The following is a 17619-nucleotide window of genomic DNA, read 5'->3' on the forward strand; positions in this document are numbered from 1 at the left end:
TTTGCCGACCTAACATGGTGAAAAAAAAGTAAAAATTCAATACACAATGATTTTTTTTTTAGTTTTTTTGTTCACATATTTGTCCTCGCAAGTAACCCCCTTTATTTATTTGCTAAACACAACCGATAGAACATATTTTTATAACCAATATTTAAGATTAATTTAAAAAATGAGTGTTACTGCAATTTCCGTATGGAACAACTGTTTGGCTTTTATCAAGGATAATATCCAACCGCAGGCATTCAAAACATGGTTTGAGCCTATAAAACCAATTAAATTAACAGATAACGCACTTAGCATACAAGTACCCAGTAAGTTTTTCTACGAATGGTTGGAAGAGCATTATGTTAAGTTATTAAAAGTGTCTTTAACTAAAGAACTTGGCGAAAGTGCTAAATTGGTGTATATTATAAAAATGGAAAACACCTACGGAAATAGAGAACCATTTACCGAAAAAATTCCAAGCTCTAATAGAACAACCGTTCCAGCCCAAGAACTAGATGTGGCTATAAAATCTAAAAATCCTCAACTTAAAAATCCATTTGTAATTCCTGGAATTCGAAATATTAAAATTGAATCTCAATTAAATCCCAATTATAATTTCGAAAACTTTTTAGAAGGTGATTCCAATAGATTAGCACGTTCCGCCGGTATGGCTGTCGCGAATAAACCTGGAGGAACATCATTTAATCCGCTTTTGGTTTTTGGTGGTGTAGGATTAGGAAAAACACATTTAGCGCATGCTATTGGTGTTGAAATAAAAGATAAATATCCAGAACGTACTGTGTTATATATTTCTGCAGAGAAATTTACACAACAATATATTGAGTCCGTAAAGAAAAATACAAGAAATGATTTTATACATTTTTATCAATTAATAGACGTACTTATTATTGATGATGTTCAATTCTTATCTGGTAAATCTGGTACTCAAGACGTATTTTTCCACATATTTAATCATTTACATCAAAATGGCAAACAGGTAATTTTAACTTCTGATAAAGCTCCTGTAGACATGCAAGATATTGAACAACGTTTATTATCTAGATTTAAATGGGGATTATCAGCAGAATTGCAAAATCCAGATTACGAAACAAGAATTTCTATATTAAAAAACAAGTTGTATCGTGATGGTGTAGAAATGCATGATGATATTATTGAATATGTTGCAAAACACATCAAAACAAATATTAGAGAACTTGAGGGTGCTATTATATCATTAATTGCACAATCTTCATTCAATAAAAAGGAAGTAACTTTAGATCTTGCTCAGCAAGTTGTTGAAAAGTTTGTAAAGAATACCAAACGTGAAGTTTCTATAGATTACATTCAGAAAGTAGTTTCTGACTACTTTGAGATGGATGTGGCTACCTTACAATCAAAAACCAGAAAACGTCATATTGTTCAAGCAAGACAATTAGCCATGTTTTTTGCTAAAAAGTTTACCAAAGCTTCTTTAGCAAGTATTGGTTCGCAAATAGGCAAAAGAGATCACGCCACTGTTTTACATGCATGCAAAACTGTAGATAATCTTGCTGAAACCGATAAACAATTCCGCAAGTATATAGACGATCTTACCAAGAAATTTTCTTAAAATTAGATTATGAAAACTAGTATACTAATGGTTTGCCTCGGAAATATCTGTAGGTCGCCATTAGCAGAAGGTATTCTACAGAGCAAACTTAATTCTGATGCTTATTTTATTGATTCTGCTGGCACAGGCGGTTATCATATTGGCAACCCACCAGATTCCAGATCAATTGCCGTTGCAAAAAAATATGGAATAGATATTTCTAAACAAAAATGTAGACAATTTACAACACAAGACTTTTTGTTATTTGATATTATTTACGTGATGGACCAGAGTAATTATAATACTATAATTAAATTAGCCAAAGACGAAGATCAAAAGCGTAAAGTAAAGTTTCTACTAGCTGAAAATCACAACGAAAACAAGCAAGTACCAGATCCGTATTACGATGATAATGGTTTTGAGCATGTTTTTAAATTAATTGATGATGCTTGTAATGCGCTAGTAAAGAAACTAAGTGACAAAAACACTAATTTTTAGTTTATGGAAAGTAATAGTTTTGGAAAGTTATATTTAATTCCTACAACCTTAGGGGATACTGAGCCACTTGAAGTACTGCCCATATCCATAAAAAGAACAATTGAAAATATTGACTATTTTATTGTTGAAAATGAAAAAACAGCAAGAGCGTTTATTAAGAAAATAAGTTCTAAAAAATCGCAAGCTAGTTTAAATTTAGAGGCCTTAAACAAATTTACAGAACCTGAACTTATTCCAACTTTTTTGCAACCCTGTTTAGAGGGTAAAGATGTTGGTGTAATTTCTGAAGCAGGCTGCCCTGGTATTGCAGATCCAGGAGCAGATGTTGTTAGAATTGCCCATGAAAAGAATATAAAAGTTGTGCCTTTGGTTGGGCCATCATCTATAGTGCTTGCACTTATGGCAAGTGGATTAAATGGTCAAAATTTTGCTTTTAATGGCTACCTTCCTATAGAATCAGGTGATCGTAAAAGCGCAATTAAAAGATTAGAAAAATTATCAAAAGATACAGGACAATCGCAATTGTTTATTGAAACACCCTATAGAAATGATAAACTATTTGCAGAGTTGTTAAAAACAGTTCATCCGCACACTAAAATTTGTGTTGCCTGTGATATTACTTTAAACACAGAGTATATTATAACCAAAACTGCAAAAAATTGGACCAACGAAAAAATAGAATTACATAAAAGACCTGCCATTTTTATTATTCAGGCATAAAAAAAAGCCCCTACATTATATATGTAAAGGCCTTAAAAATTCTAACTTTCTTTTAAATTAAATCCGTGCATTTCGTTTTGGCAAAATCATGGAAATATCATATCCGGAAAATAGTTTAATGTAGCTACTTATACTAGTGCCATAATCATCACTAATATCATTTGCACCAAGTGTACGTAAATACTTTTTAACGTTTCCTGGCCCCGCTAAATGTGCAGCAGCAATAATACCTGATTCTGTAATATGAAAATTACCGATTTTTAATCCAGTATATTTTTCAATATCCCTTCTTAAAATCCATTTATTACGCGCAATGTTGGTAATAAATGCTTTCTCTTGCAATTCTGGGTTGGACAAAAAATGATCCACATTATAAATTCCAACCAGCTCAAGAGTACCAATTCCAAACTGATATTTACCTAAATATCCTAAGGAATTAACCACACTATACTTCCCTCTTGATTCTTTAAAAGCTAAGGCTTCTTTAAAACCAACATAAGAACTCCCTATAAAAGGAGGCTTAATAATAAAGGGGGAGGATTCTGTCATAGGTTCGTTTTTGGGAAACGAAACTAAAGTAGGTCTATTTACTTTTAGCGTTAATGGCACCTCCTTATCGGCGGGTTTTAATCCATAACTTACTAAAATAAATATCATGACAAGAGGACAACTTACGTTTATCCACTTTCTCATAAATTTGATTTCTTAAGACTTACAACCAAAAATTGGTTTGCTTAAATTAACGAGGCAAAGATACCTTGGTTTTTTTTATGGAAATGTTGGCAAAATCCTAAAAAAGGCAAAAATTAGATAAAGTGTTGTTAAAATCCGCTCAAAATACTATCTATTAATATTTTGGCTATTTATCCATCGGACATATTGCTCTTTATTTCGGTTGTGCTGCGCTAAGTTTTTGGCAAATTTATGGTATCCAAAATTTTCAACATTAGCAACAAAATAGAAATAATCATGCTTTTCTGAATTTAAAACAGCATCAATAGCTGTGATATCAGGCATTGCAATAGGTCCTGGAGGAAGCCCCCCGTACTTATAAGTATTGAAAGGAGAATCCAGCTCTAAATCTCTATATAAAACTCTTTTTATCACTTGATTAAAATCGCCGGAATGTAGCTTTAATGCATAAATTACAGTAGGATCTGCTTGCAACAACATACCATCACGCAATCTATTTAAATAGACCCCAGCAACTCTGGGACGCTCATCTACTTTTGCTGTTTCTTTATGTACTATTGACGCTAAGGTAGCTACTTCTATAGGTGTCATTTTTAAGTTTTGCGCCTTTGCGAGTCTTTGCTCATTCCAAAATCTCTGATACTCTTTCAGCATTCTATCTCTAAACTTTATGGCAGAGGTATTCCAAAAAAACTCATAACTATTAGGAATATACATTGCAAGCTTGGTGTCTAGATTGAAATTGTTTTGCTTTAAAAACTCTGAATCATTAAATGCATTTAATAACGAAATACTGTCAGCTTCAATCTGAGAGGCTACCCTACCTGCTAAATCTTCTAAAGTTTCTTGGTTATTAAACGCTAATTTTACTGGTACATTTTTACTTCGCAAAGTATTAATGATAGCATTATTATTCATTCCTTTTTCCAATATATACTTTCCAGCTTTCACATTTGAAGCATAGCCTTTTTTATGCGCTGCAGACTCAAAGGCATCAACATCTTTCAGTAATGGATTTAATTGTGTTAATACGTCATTAAATGAAGCATCTGATTTTATATAAACAATCTCTTTAGCTTCATCAAAATTAGTATTAGTGGTAAAAAAGGCGGCATAAATAGTATATGCAAAATAAGCGCCAATGATTAAACCAAGGGCAATTACAAGTAAAAAGATTTTTTTAAAAGACATTAATTAAATATTTTTTGATATAGTATTTCGTTTTTATAGTTCCCAGCTGAAGAAATCCAGTCTTTTTTTATTCCTACTTTAGTAAATCCTAATTTTTCAAATAAATGAATACTAGCTGCATTATCCTCTAAAATATTACAATATAATTGATGTAATTCTAAGGTTACTCTAGAGTAACCACAAAGTAGTTCAAGCGCCTCGGCTCCATAACCTAGATTTCTACTTTTTTCCGATGCTATTATGATTCCAACTCCTGCTCTTTTGTTTTTTGGGTCAAAATCAAATAAATCTATTAATCCAACTTTTTCATTTTTGGCATTACAAATGCACAACCTTAGTTGTTTCACATCATAAATATCTCTATGTGCATTGTCTAAATACAATTGCAGTACTTGCCTAGAATATGGCGTTGTTGTTCCACTTATTTCCCACACTTGGGTATTATTTTCTATTTGATAAAGAAAATCTAAATCATCAGCTTCCAAGGCTCTTAAAAAAACTTGTTCTCCTTTTAAACTATACATTTATTTCTCCTTTAAAAACAAATTTGGCTGGTCCGGTTAAAAATACATTTTTATATACGTCGCCAGATTTTTCAAAGTTAATTTCTAAATTTCCGCCGACCGCTTTTATTTTAACAGTATTAGTCTTTACCCGTCCCGCAGCATGCATAGCAATCGCAACAGCAGTAACACCTGTGCCGCAAGACAATGTTTCATCTTCCACTCCCCTTTCATATGTTCGTACACTGAAGGTCTCATCATCAAACGGCTCAACAAAGTTTATATTACTCCCTTTTTGTCCATATACGCCATACCTAAGCTTTTGACCCTCTGTCTTAACTTCAAAATCTTTTAAATTGTTAACCAACTGTACATGATGCGGTGATCCTGTATCTAAGAAACTAGCATTTGGTTTTACTTTAATTTCAGAAACATCTTTCATTTGTAAGCTAACTATATCACCAGAAATCGTAGCATGATGAAGTCCGTCTACAGCATTAAAAGTAGCCTTATCATTAATAATATTTAAGTAAGAAGCAAAAGCAACTAGGCATCTGCCTCCATTGCCACACATACTACTTTCGTTACCATCTGAATTGTAGTAAACCATTTTAAAATCTACTCCTTCTTCATTTTCAAGCAATATCAAACCATCTGCTCCAATACCAAATCTTCTGTCACATAAAAATGCCACAAGTTTGGTATCTTTTTCATCAAAGGTTTTTTCACGATTATCTATCATTACAAAATCGTTCCCGGTTCCTTGAAATTTATAAAATGTAAGTTTCATTTTTAAAGATTATTACACAAAGGTAGTATTTTATTAAGTCAATTTTTGCAGTTAAAAAGACGTTAAACACAAATTTTGTATTTCTAAAACTGTTAATTTTACAGTACAAAAGTTAAAATGTCAAATGATTATGAAGAAAATTGCAAACTTATTATTGGTTTCTGTTATTGCTGGTGCCGTAACATTAAGTGGCTATAAACTATTTTTTGAGCAACAATCTTTTATTTTCTCTGATAGTCCTACAGTACCTGTTACCACCGCAAGTTTTATGAATACTTCTGCTAAAGGAGCAGGAATAAATGAAGTAGATTTTACTTCAGCAGCCGAAACTACTGTAAACGCTGTAGTCCATGTAAAAAATGTTGCTATAAATAGTGGTCCAAAAAGTTTGATGGAATTTTTATATGGCTATGAAACGGAAGCTAAACCACAATTAAGAGGTGCTGGTTCTGGAGTTATAATTTCGTCTGATGGGTATATTGTTACCAACAACCATGTTATAGAAGGAGCATCACAATTACAAGTAACACTTAATAATAACACAACCTATGATGCAGAATTAATAGGAAGCGATCCTAATTCTGATATAGCCTTAATTAAAATTGAAGCAGATCATAAATTACCTTATCTAACCTTTGGAGATTCAGATAACACCAAAATTGGTGAGTGGGTACTAGCTGTTGGCAATCCTTTTAATTTAACATCAACTGTTACCGCAGGAATTGTGAGTGCTAAAGCTCGTTCGTTAGGTGGCACTAATCAGTCGTTTTTACAGACCGATGCGGCCGTAAATCCTGGAAACAGTGGCGGTGCATTGGTTAATACTAATGGTGAACTTATTGGAATAAATACCGCAATAACCTCTCAAACAGGTTCTTATGTTGGTTATTCGTTTGCAGTACCGAGTAATATTGCCAAAAAAGTTATTGATGACATAGTAGAATATGGAAATGTTCAGAAAGGAATTTTAGGCATTACTCCTATTCCTATAAATAGCTCTCTTGCGGCTGAAAAGGGAATTAAAAATATTGAAGGTGTTTATATAGATATTATAGAAGAAGATTCAGGTGCCTATGACGCAGGATTAGAATCTGGAGACATTATTAAAAAAATAGATGAAATAAAGACTTTAAATTTTCCAGATTTAACGGGTTATTTAGCAACAAAAAGACCTGGAGACGAAGTAAAACTAACCATAGAACGCAAAGGCGAAACTATGGAAATACCCGTAACCTTAAAAGAAAGACAAACAATTGTTTTGCCAATAATGGATTTAGAAGTGAAAAATCTAAATGATAAGGACAGAAAAGAATTTAGAACCAAGAAAGGTGTAAAAATAGTTGGCGTTTCAGAAAGATTTGAAGGATATGGCTTAGAAGGTAAAATCTTACTTTCTATCGGAGATAAAGAAATAAATGATATTAATGATGCTAAAGTTTTATTTGGTAGAATTACAAGATATGGCAACACCAGTATTACCATGTTAAATAAAAAAGGAGAACGAGAACGAATTATTCTTCAATAACAAAATTTTGTCTTTTAAAAATGCTCCTTATTACAAGGAGCATTTTTTTTGCTACCAGATAGCTTATCTACGAATGCAATACAATTAAACCGATAAAAATCATGTATTTCAGATAAAAGCAGTTCTTGCTAGAATTTTTATGAATTTATGTTACGAAAACGTTTGAAATAATTATTTTTGCAGAAAATTATAACAAAACAACATAAATAATCAAATGGATAAAATTAAATCTTACGAAAAAGAACTAGCTTTTCAAGCAGATCGCAGAAAAGCAACTACAGAGTTTATTAAAATTGTAAGCGATTTATGGTATGATAAATCAATCGAAATAGTTTTATTCAAAAATCAAGTTATCGACAAAAATGTAAGTGACATTATCAACTTGCATCAATACGCAGGAGAATTTGTGCAAAAACCTATTTCCATATTTGATTCGGTCGAAATACTAAGAACCATTAATAATATGATGCTTCCACCTGCGAAGTTAGATATTGGTAAACTAACCTATGAATATCATGCAGACAATGAAAATGAAGAAGACGTTAAAGCCTTTGTTTTTAATAAATTAAGAGGAGCTGATAAAGTTGAAGAAATTCAACCAAAAGATGTGGTGCTTTATGGATTTGGTAGAATAGGCCGACTAGTAGCTCGTGAATTAATGGCGAAAACAGGTAAAGGCAATCAAATGCGACTTAGAGCCATCGTGGTTCGTGGTGCCATCAGCCAAGAAATTCTAGAAAAAAGAGCCAGTTTACTAAGAATAGACTCTGTTCATGGTGAATTTAACGGAACAGTAGATGTTGATGTAAAAAACAAATCTTTAATTATCAATGGAACTACCGTCCATATGATAACTGCAGATAAACCTGAAGAAATAGATTATACTAAATATGGTATTTTCAACGCTTTAGTTATTGACAATACAGGTGCATTCAGAGATAAAGAAGCCTTATCTAGACATTTAAAATCTAAGGGTGCAGCAAAAGTATTGTTAACTGCGCCAGGGCAAGGTGTGCCAAATATTGTACATGGTGTAAATCATAAAGAATTTGATTCAAAAGATCATAAAATATTCTCGGCTGCTTCATGCACAACCAATGCCATTACCCCTATTTTAAAAGTAATTGAAGATTCGCTTGGCATAAAAAAGGGACATATAGAAACTATTCACGCCTTTACTAATGACCAAAATTTAGTGGATAATATGCATTCTAAATACAGACGAGGAAGAGCAGCTACACTAAATATGGTAATTACTGAAACTGGCGCAGGAAGTGCTGTTACCAAGGCATTGCCAAGTTTAAATGGTAAACTAACCTCAAATGCAATTCGTGTTCCTGTACCTAATGGTTCTTTGGCAATTATAAATTTGGAAGTAAATGCAAAAACTTCTAAAGATGCGATAAATACAATTATGAAAAAGTACGCACTACAAGGTGATTTGGTAGAGCAGATTAAATATTCATTAAATAATGAGTTAGTATCTTCTGATATTATAGGAACCTCTGCACCATCTATTTATGATAGCAAAGCTACAATAGTCTCTAAAGATGGCAAAAACATAGTACTATACATTTGGTATGATAATGAATATGGTTATTCACACCAGGTTATTAGACTAGCAAAATACATTTCTAAAGTTAGAAGATTTACTTATTACTAATTTTTTTTCTTATGTAATATTAAAGAAGTAATTTAGCGTTTCTCTAAATCGTATAATAAATATAAGAACTTACTAGATGAAATTATTTAGAATATTACTTATAAGCGTTGCTTTGCTTTCCGTAAACCTACATTACGCACAAGAAATAGAAGAAGACCAAGAAGAGCCTGCGGCTTCTTTAGAAACAGGAACCATTTCAGGACAATTTGAGTTTTTGGCCAAAAAAGCTGGAAATTACAGAGCAGATGGGATTCGTTATGAAGTAGTAAAAGTTACTAGTTTAGAAAAGATTAGTCAAAACGTAGCAGATACACTTAAGTTGCTTAAAAAGAATAATGCTGAATTAGTAGCTAAGATTAGCGAGAGTGACAAAACAATAAATACGCTAAATCAAAAACTTTTAGAGACAACAAATAACTTAACTGCCGTTTCAGAAGAAAAAGACAACATGTCTATTTTTGGAATATTAATTTCTAAAGGTGCTTATAGCGCTATACTTTGGACCATTATTACAAGTCTTTTTCTATTATTACTTTTCTTTATTTATAAGTTTAGAAGCAGTAATAGTTTAACCCAAATAGCAAAAACTAATTTGGCTGAATTAGAAATTGAATACGAGGAACATCGTCGTAGAGCTTTAGAAAGAGAACAAAAAATTAGTCGACAATATCAAGACGAAATCAATAAAAACAAAAAGGCTAAATAATTAGCCTTTTTGTTTTTAACTACTACTAGAATAGAATTATGATGATTCATGACATCTTTTTAAATATTTCTTTAAATGCGTATTGATATTATTACGGTTCTTCCTGAATTGCTTAAAAGCCCTTTTGAAGCTAGTATTCTAAAAAGAGCTATAGAAAAAGGTATTGTAGAGGTTCATACGCATAACCTTCGTGATTATACAGATTTAAGTTACAATCAAATAGATGATTATCAGTTTGGTGGTGGCGCAGGTATGGTTATGATGATTGAACCTATTGATAAATGTATTACAGCACTCAAACAAAGTAGAGATTACGACGAGATTATTTACATGACTCCAGACGGCGAAACGCTAAATCAAAAAATAGCCAATAGCATGTCCCTTTTAAACAATGTAATAATTTTGTGCGGACATTACAAGGGTGTAGACCAGCGAGTTAGAGATGCGTTTATAACTCGCGAAATATCAATTGGAGATTATGTCTTATCCGGAGGAGAATTGGGAGCTGCCGTTCTTTGCGATGCGATTATAAGATTAATTCCTGGGGTTTTAAGCAATGAAACTTCCGCATTAACAGACACTTTTCAAGACAATTTATTGGCGCCTCCAGTGTACACCAGACCAGCAGAATACAAAGGAATGAAAGTTCCGGAAATATTATTAAGCGGCAATTTTCCTAAGATAGAAAAGTGGAGAGAAGATCAGGCACAGGAACGCACCGAAAGGTTAAGACCTGATTTATTAAAATAAAGCTAAAAAAAACTTATTTCCGCTTGCTACTTCTCATTAATTAATTACTTTTGCAGTCCATTAAATCAACCTCTGACGAAAATCGTGAATGTTGCTTTATAACTAACAGTAAATCAAAGCAATGGAAGCATTATTAAAATTTGTTCAAGACGAATTTGTAACTAAAAAAGAATTTCCTGATTTTTCAGCAGGTGATACAATCACTGTGTATTATGAAATTAAGGAAGGTGAAAAAACACGTACTCAGTTTTTTAGAGGCGTAGTTATTCAAAGAAGAGGTTCTGGATCTTCAGAAACTTTTACAATTAGAAAAATGTCTGGTACTATTGGTGTTGAGCGTATCTTCCCAATTAACATGCCTGCATTACAAAAAATCGAAGTTAATAAAAGAGGTAAAGTTAGAAGATCTCGTATTTTCTACTTTAGAGGCCTTACAGGTAAAAAAGCTAGAATTAAAGAAGTACGTTCTTAAATTCAACAATAACGCAATTAAACACCCGCTTTCAGCGGGTGTTTTTGTTTAATACTATTAAATATTTAACATTTTAGCATTTTGTAAAACCAATATTATTTTGTAATTTACAATTATAAATAGTGACGCAAATGCAATCAATGGTTGCCGTTTTGCAAATAAAGCAGAACACCAAGTTTGTAAACTATTTCAAAAAAAGCCATATCAATACAACATGTAATGATATGGCTTTTATAGTATTTAACCATTTCTGCAAAAAGTATCACAAAAGGTATTTTTTATCACAATAATATCTATTCATCTACACAAATAACAAGAACAGAAAATTGTATATTTGCTCCGCTTAATTCAAATACAATCAAAATAATGCCAAAAATAATTTATACCAAGACCGATGAAGCTCCAGCTTTAGCCACTCAGTCTTTCTTGCCAATTGTTAAAGCCTTTACGAAACCATGTGGTATTGATATTGAAACTAAAGATATTTCGCTTGCTGGTAGAATTATAGCAACTTTTTCTGAGTTTTTAAAAGAAGAACAACGCATTGCTGATGATTTATCAGAATTGGGTGAATTAGCTAAAAACCCTGATGCCAACATTATTAAATTACCAAACATTAGTGCATCAGTTCCGCAATTAAAAGAAGCAATCGAAGAGTTACAGAAAAAAGGATACGCATTACCAAACTATCCTGATGAACCAAAAACCGATTCAGAAAAGCAAATTAAATTGCGTTATGACAAAATTAAAGGTAGTGCCGTTAATCCTGTATTAAGAGAAGGAAATTCTGATAGAAGAGCTCCTCGTGCCGTAAAAAATTACGCTAAAAAGAATCCACATTCTATGGGTGCATGGAGTTCAGAATCTAAAACCCATGTAGCTACGATGGGCAATAATGATTTTAAAACCAACGAAAAATCACTTACTATTGATAAGGCTACCTCTGTTAATGTGGAGCTAATAGCTAATGATGGTAAAAAAACTATTTTAAAAGAAAATATAGCATTGTTAGCAGGAGAAATTATCGATGCTACTGTGCTTAGTAAAAAAGCATTGCTTGCGTTTTTAAAAGAGCAAGTAAAAGATGCTAAAGAAAAAAATATTCTTTTTTCAGTGCATTTAAAAGCAACCATGATGAAGGTTTCTGACCCAATCATTTTTGGACATGTTGTTGAAGCTTATTTTGCTACTATTTTTGATAAATACAAAAGCGAATTCGACTCCATAGGCATAAGTGCTAATGATGGTTTAGAAAACTTATTGAATAAATTAAAAGAGCTGCCTGAAGCTAAATACAAGACAATAGTTGCCGATATTGAAAAAACTATTGCTGATGGACCAGATTTGGCAATGGTAAATTCAGAGAGAGGAATTACTAATTTACATGTACCTAGTGATGTAATTATCGATGCTTCAATGCCTGCAATGATCCGTAATTCAGGAAAAATGTGGGATATAAACGGTAAAGCGAGAGATACTAAGGCTATTATTCCAGATAGTAGTTATGCTGGAGTTTACCAGACAACTATTGATTTTTGCAAAAAACACGGTGCATTTGATCCTACAACAATGGGTACAGTACCTAATGTTGGCTTAATGGCGCAAAAAGCAGAAGAATACGGGTCACATGATAAAACTTTTGAAATAAGCACTAGTGGAGTTGTAAATGTTGTAGATACAAACTCCAATACAATATTGATTACGCATAATGTAGAAGAAGGCGACATATGGAGAATGTGTCAAGTAAAAGATGCACCTATTCAAGATTGGGTAAAATTAGCTGTCTCTAGAGCGAAAGCTACCAATGAACTAACTATTTTTTGGTTAGACGAGAATAGAGCACACGATGCAGAATTAATTAAGAAAGTTAAATCATATTTACCAAATTACGATGTAGCCGGATTAGATATTAGAATATTATCTCCAGAGAAGGCTACGCAATTAACTTTGGAAAGAATAATAAAAGGACAAGATACAATCTCCGTTTCAGGTAATGTATTACGTGATTATTTAACAGATCTCTTTCCTATATTAGAAGTTGGTACTAGCGCAAAAATGCTCTCTATTGTACCTTTAATGAATGGTGGTGGACTATTTGAAACCGGTGCGGGAGGTTCTGCACCTAAACACGTTGAACAGTTTTTAGAAGAAGGACACCTTCGTTGGGATTCTCTTGGAGAATTTTTGGCTTTAGGAGTTTCATTAGAACATTTCAGCGAAAAATATAATAATGAAAAAGCATTAGTCTTGGCTGACACCTTAGATGCTGCTACTGAAAAATTCCTTGATAATGATAAATCCCCATCTAGAAAGGTTGGCGAATTAGATAATAGAGGTAGTCATTTTTATTTAACCCTTTATTGGGCCCAAGAACTTGCTAAACAAGATAAGAATGCTGAATTAAAGTCCATTTTTACTAAAATAGCTAAAGATCTTGAAGAAAATGAAACTAAAATAATTTCAGAATTAAATAACGCACAAGGAAAGAAAGTAGATATTCAAGGCTATTACAAGGGAGATGATAATTTAATTGCAAACGCAATGAGACCAAGTAAAACCTTCAATGCTATTCTCGCGGAAATATAAAAACCCGATTTTATAATACATAAAGCCTTTTCTATTTCATTAGAAAAGGCTTTTGTTTTTTTAGTCATCTCCACTAAAATCAAGTATTTTTGTGAAAAATTGCCTAATATGAATATATATAAAATATGCTCTTTTCTGAGTACTTATTTCCTTATAATGGTTTCTGCTTTCGCCCAACAAAAATACACCATAAACGGAACTATTAGTGAGTTAAATAGCAATGAATCATTAATAGGTGTAGAAGTTATAGTTCCTGAATTAGGCACAGGCGTTACAACAAATGAATATGGTTTTTATTCTATTACTCTTCCAAAAGGCGACTATACGCTTATTGTAAACTATTTAGGGTTTAGCACCGTAAAAACGCTCGTTAATCTTGAAAAAGACACAAAATTAGATTTTCAACTAGAAGAACAGGCAGAAGTTTTAGAAGAAGTTGTTGTGTTAGAAAATATTGAAAAAACAAATATTAGCACTCCTCAAATGAGTGTGAGCAATTTGGCGGTAAAAACAATAAAAAAAATACCAGTAGTATTAGGGGAGTCCGATGTTTTAAAAGCTATAGTTTTATTACCTGGTGTTAGCAATGCGGGAGAAGGTTCTTCAGGTTTCAACGTTCGTGGTGGATCGGCAGATCAAAACTTAATATTATTAGATGAAGCAACTATTTTTAATTCTTCCCACCTTTTTGGATTTTTCTCTGTCTTTAATCCTGATGCCATTAAAGATATTAAATTATTCAAAGGAGGAATACCATCTCGTTATGGAGGCAGAGTTTCTTCAGTTCTAGAAATTTTTCAAAAAGAAGGCAATAGCAAAGAGTTTAAGGTTAATGGCGGTATTGGTATTGTAGCTAGTAGAATTTTACTTGAAGGCCCCATAAAAGAAGATAAGGCTGCATTTTTAATTGGTGGTCGCTCTTCCTACGCACATCTTTTCCTGCCTTTGTTCGATATTGACAACAAAGCCTATTTCTACGACCTTAATACGAAATTGAATTTTAAACTAAATGATAACAATAATATATTTTTATCTGGATATTTTGGACGAGATGTTTTTAGTATAAGTGATAGTTTTGTAAACACCTACGGTAATTCTGTAGGCAATTTTAGGTGGAATCATCTTTTTTCCAATAAATTATTCTCTAACCTATCCTTAATATATTCTGATTATTATTATGGGTTAAAATTAGACTTTGTTGGTTTCAAATGGAATTCCGGTATTCAAAATTTTAACGTAAAATATGACCTTAAACATTATGTTAAAAACAATCTTCAAATAAATTATGGGGTAAATAACATTTACTATCAATTCAATCCCGGAAAGATAGTTCCTAGTAGTGCAGATTCAGGAATAATAGAAGAACAACTAATCCAAAAATACGCAAATGAATTCGCTGCATATATTGATGTAGAGCACGACATCTCTAAAAAATTGAGCTTAGAATATGGTATACGGTTCAGTACATTCAATAGATTAGGGCAATCAGAATTAAATGTATATGCAAATAACAATTCAGTCGATTTTGATGAAGACTTATTAATCTACAAAAAAGCTGATCCAATTGGTATACAAACTCCAGGAAGAAAATCTAGTTTAACCACGTTCAACAATCTTGAACCTAGAATAGCGATGGCTTATAGAATTAATAATGATAATTCTATTAAGGCAAGCTACACAAGATTAGCGCAATACTTACATTTAATCTCAAATACAAGTTCTCCTACTCCATTAGATGTTTGGACTCCAAGCGGACCTTTTATCAAGCCACAGCTGTTGGATCAATATGCCTTAGGATATTTCAAAAACATAAAAAATACAGACTATTCTTTAGAAACTGAAGTCTATTACAAACAAATAAAAAATAGAATAGATTATATTGATGGTGCTAACCTTATTGCTAATAATGCTATTGAACAAGTAATCTTAAACGGTGAAGCAAGAGCTTATGGTTGGGAATTACTTTTTCGCAAAAACGAAGGTAAGTTGCAAGGATGGCTTTCCTATACTCTTTCAAAATCTGAACAAAGAACACCAGGAAGAATAGCGTCACCAACAAATGGCATAAGCCCTTTAGAAACTGGTATAAATAATAGTCTTTGGTATAACACACCTTATGATAAGACTCATGATTTTTCTTTATTTGGAAGTTATGATTTTAATGAAAAATGGAATTTTAATGCAAATTTTGTGTTTCAAACTGGGCAACCAACCAATTATCCTATTGGTCAGTTCGAGTTTCAAGGCCTAACTATTCCATATTACGGTGACCGTAATTCTGAAAGACTCCCAAATTATAATAGATTAGATGTTTCCGCTACATTGAATCCAACAAAAAATAAGAATAGAAAAATTCAAGGAGAATGGGTTTTCAGTATTTACAACCTGTACAACCGTAAAAATGCAGCATCTATAAATTTTAGTAGAAATAATGATACAGGAGTAAATGAAGCTGTAAGAACTTCAATTTTTGGCATTGTACCAGCGGTTACCTATAATTTCAAATTTTAAATGATGAAAAAAATAATATATTTTTTATTAATAGCGCTTACTTTAAGCAGTTGTGAAGACGTAGTTTATGTGGAATTACCATCAGATCAACAAAGATTAATTGTAGATGGCTTAATTAGAGTTAACAATAGCGAAAGCAATACAACAGTAACGATCAAAACTAACTTAACAAATTCTTTTTTTGAAGAAATAGAACCTTTAACTGTCACGAATATTCAATTATCGAATGAATCTGGTACTTTTATAGCCAACCTTGCAGAAAGTAGCAAAGGGATCTACACGGCCAATATATCGACTTCTTTATTGAAAGAAGGCACTGTACTATTAACCATTATATATAACAACGAAATTTATGAGGCTAGATCTTCCTTCAATGCTTCCGTTCCTATTGACAATTTAGTTCAAGGTGAAGGAACACTATTTAATGAAGATGAAACCGAAATAATTATCACTTATACTGATAATCCTGACATAGATAATTATTATTTATTTGATTTTGATTTTAATGAATATTTAGTTTCTGAAGATACATTTTACAAAGGGGAACAATTTGAATTTTCATATTTTTACGATACTGAATTACAATCTGGGCAATCCTTACAAATAAGTATTTTGGGTGTAGATGATATTTTCTACAATTATATGAATCAAATTATCGTGCAAAGCGGAGGAAATCAAGGGCCTTTTCAAACGCCTGCTGGCACAGTTCGTGGAAATATAGTAAACACCTCTAGTATCGATAATTATGCTTTAGGTTTCTTTACTATTTCAGAAATCTATACTCAAACTATAACAATAGATTAAAATATAAATATGCATACCAATAAAGACGTACTTGCTAAAGGAATTAAATATTTGGGCTATACGGTATTATTAATGTTTTTAGCTCCTACTGTACTGTATCAAGCCTTCAAAAATATAGAAAATACACTATTTATACCTGTGCTAATTGTTGGAGGCTTACTTGCCATAGGTGCAATAGTACTCGCATTTAAAGGAGTAAACACCATTATGAAGAGTATGTTTGGAGACAAAAAGAAATAAAATCCTTATTACCATTAAAAGGTGATGGTGATTTACCGAGAATATAAGCACTCAACAAACACTTAAACTTAGAAGCCACTTACTGTTGTAAGTGGCTTTTTTATGTTATATAGTTTCGTGGTTTGTATTTAAAGCAAGCCATTCTATTACTCCTTTTGTATCTTATATAAACAAAAAAAGTCCTCAATATTTCTATTGAGGACTTGCTTAAAAAAAGGCGACGACCTACTCTCCCACTTGGTATAGCAGTACCATCGGCGCTGATGGGCTTAACTTCCCTGTTCGGAATGGTAAGGGGTGGACCCCATCGCCATGGCCACCTTAAATCTTTAGTTGCGTTTACATATTTAAGTAGACTAACAACAATTTTGTTAACATATTAAAGGGACAAAAT

At 32.3% G+C, this 17619-nt stretch carries 16 protein-coding genes and 1 rRNA gene; 12 read left to right on the top strand and 5 right to left on the bottom strand.

The annotated features are described in order from the left end of the window. Positions 1 to 169 precede the first annotated feature (169 nt). Genes dnaA through B8963_RS13195 form a run of 3 tightly spaced genes read left to right on the top strand, consistent with a single transcriptional unit; the run spans position 170 to position 2791 of the window. The gene (gene dnaA, locus B8963_RS13185) at positions 170 to 1594 is read left to right on the top strand and encodes a chromosomal replication initiator protein DnaA (protein WP_084062111.1); all 1425 of its coding nucleotides are present in this window, start codon (positions 170 to 172) and stop codon (positions 1592 to 1594) included. 9 nt (positions 1595 to 1603) lie between these two features. Continuing rightward, a complete protein-coding gene (locus B8963_RS13190; RefSeq protein WP_084062113.1) occupies positions 1604 to 2071 on the top strand; it encodes a low molecular weight protein-tyrosine-phosphatase in 468 nt (155 codons plus the stop codon). A 3-nt stretch (positions 2072 to 2074) separates the two neighbouring features. Further along, a complete protein-coding gene (locus B8963_RS13195) occupies positions 2075 to 2791 on the top strand; it encodes an SAM-dependent methyltransferase (protein ID WP_084062116.1) in 717 nt (238 codons plus the stop codon). Positions 2792 to 2848: 57 nt separating this feature from the next. On the opposite strand, the gene B8963_RS13200 is transcribed toward B8963_RS13195, so the two are convergent. From B8963_RS13200 to dapF, 4 genes are all read right to left on the bottom strand, one after another. Beyond that, positions 2849 to 3484 carry a hypothetical protein gene (locus tag B8963_RS13200; RefSeq protein ID WP_084062118.1) on the bottom strand — a complete coding sequence of 212 codons (636 nt, stop codon included), beginning with the start codon at positions 3482 to 3484 and terminating at the stop codon, positions 2849 to 2851. 147 nt (positions 3485 to 3631) lie between these two features. Then, a complete protein-coding gene (mltG, locus tag B8963_RS13205; protein WP_084062121.1) occupies positions 3632 to 4675 on the bottom strand; it encodes an endolytic transglycosylase MltG in 1044 nt (347 codons plus the stop codon). Continuing rightward, positions 4675 to 5199 (bottom strand): GNAT family N-acetyltransferase, encoded by a 525-nt coding sequence (locus B8963_RS13210; RefSeq protein ID WP_084062123.1) that lies wholly within the window; start codon positions 5197 to 5199, stop codon positions 4675 to 4677. Before B8963_RS13210 ends, mltG begins: the two co-directional genes overlap by 1 nt. Then, a complete protein-coding gene (dapF, locus tag B8963_RS13215; RefSeq protein ID WP_084062125.1) occupies positions 5192 to 5968 on the bottom strand; it encodes a diaminopimelate epimerase in 777 nt (258 codons plus the stop codon). Before dapF ends, B8963_RS13210 begins: the two co-directional genes overlap by 8 nt. A 130-nt stretch (positions 5969 to 6098) precedes the next feature. Here dapF and B8963_RS13220 point away from each other — a divergent pair, with 130 nt between their 5' ends. The 9 genes from B8963_RS13220 to B8963_RS13260 all read left to right on the top strand — a co-directional run bounded on the left by B8963_RS13220 (position 6099) and on the right by B8963_RS13260 (position 17225). Further along, the gene (locus tag B8963_RS13220; RefSeq protein WP_084062127.1) at positions 6099 to 7493 is read left to right on the top strand and encodes a S1C family serine protease; all 1395 of its coding nucleotides are present in this window, start codon (positions 6099 to 6101) and stop codon (positions 7491 to 7493) included. Between the two features lie 214 nt (positions 7494 to 7707). Beyond that, positions 7708 to 9156, top strand: coding sequence for a glyceraldehyde-3-phosphate dehydrogenase (locus B8963_RS13225; protein WP_084062130.1), 1449 nt, complete (start codon positions 7708 to 7710; stop codon positions 9154 to 9156). A 76-nt stretch (positions 9157 to 9232) separates the two neighbouring features. Next, positions 9233 to 9862, top strand: coding sequence for a tRNA (guanine-N1)-methyltransferase (locus B8963_RS13230; protein ID WP_084062133.1), 630 nt, complete (start codon positions 9233 to 9235; stop codon positions 9860 to 9862). Between the two features lie 75 nt (positions 9863 to 9937). Beyond that, positions 9938 to 10612 (top strand): tRNA (guanosine(37)-N1)-methyltransferase TrmD, encoded by a 675-nt coding sequence (gene trmD / locus B8963_RS13235; RefSeq protein ID WP_084062135.1) that lies wholly within the window; start codon positions 9938 to 9940, stop codon positions 10610 to 10612. Positions 10613 to 10733: 121 nt separating this feature from the next. After that, complete coding sequence (rplS, locus tag B8963_RS13240) at positions 10734 to 11084, top strand: 50S ribosomal protein L19 (protein WP_084062138.1); 351 nt, start codon at positions 10734 to 10736, stop codon at positions 11082 to 11084. 366 nt (positions 11085 to 11450) lie between these two features. Next, entirely contained in the window at positions 11451 to 13670 is a 2220-nt protein-coding gene (locus tag B8963_RS13245; RefSeq protein ID WP_084062141.1) for an NADP-dependent isocitrate dehydrogenase, read from the top strand. A 108-nt stretch (positions 13671 to 13778) separates the two neighbouring features. Continuing rightward, complete coding sequence (locus B8963_RS13250; protein ID WP_084062144.1) at positions 13779 to 16181, top strand: TonB-dependent receptor; 2403 nt, start codon at positions 13779 to 13781, stop codon at positions 16179 to 16181. 3 nt (positions 16182 to 16184) lie between these two features. Continuing rightward, a complete protein-coding gene (locus B8963_RS13255; protein WP_084062200.1) occupies positions 16185 to 16985 on the top strand; it encodes a DUF4249 family protein in 801 nt (266 codons plus the stop codon). 9 nt (positions 16986 to 16994) lie between these two features. After that, a complete protein-coding gene (locus B8963_RS13260; RefSeq protein WP_084062147.1) occupies positions 16995 to 17225 on the top strand; it encodes a DUF6095 family protein in 231 nt (76 codons plus the stop codon). A 212-nt stretch (positions 17226 to 17437) separates the two neighbouring features. Here B8963_RS13260 and rrf read toward each other — a convergent pair. Next, positions 17438 to 17549 (bottom strand): 5S ribosomal RNA (gene rrf, locus B8963_RS13265). Positions 17550 to 17619 lie beyond the last annotated feature (70 nt).

Origin of the sequence: Cellulophaga tyrosinoxydans (genome assembly GCF_900176415.1) — a bacterium.
Taxonomy (GTDB): Bacteria; Bacteroidota; Bacteroidia; order Flavobacteriales; family Flavobacteriaceae; genus Cellulophaga; species Cellulophaga tyrosinoxydans.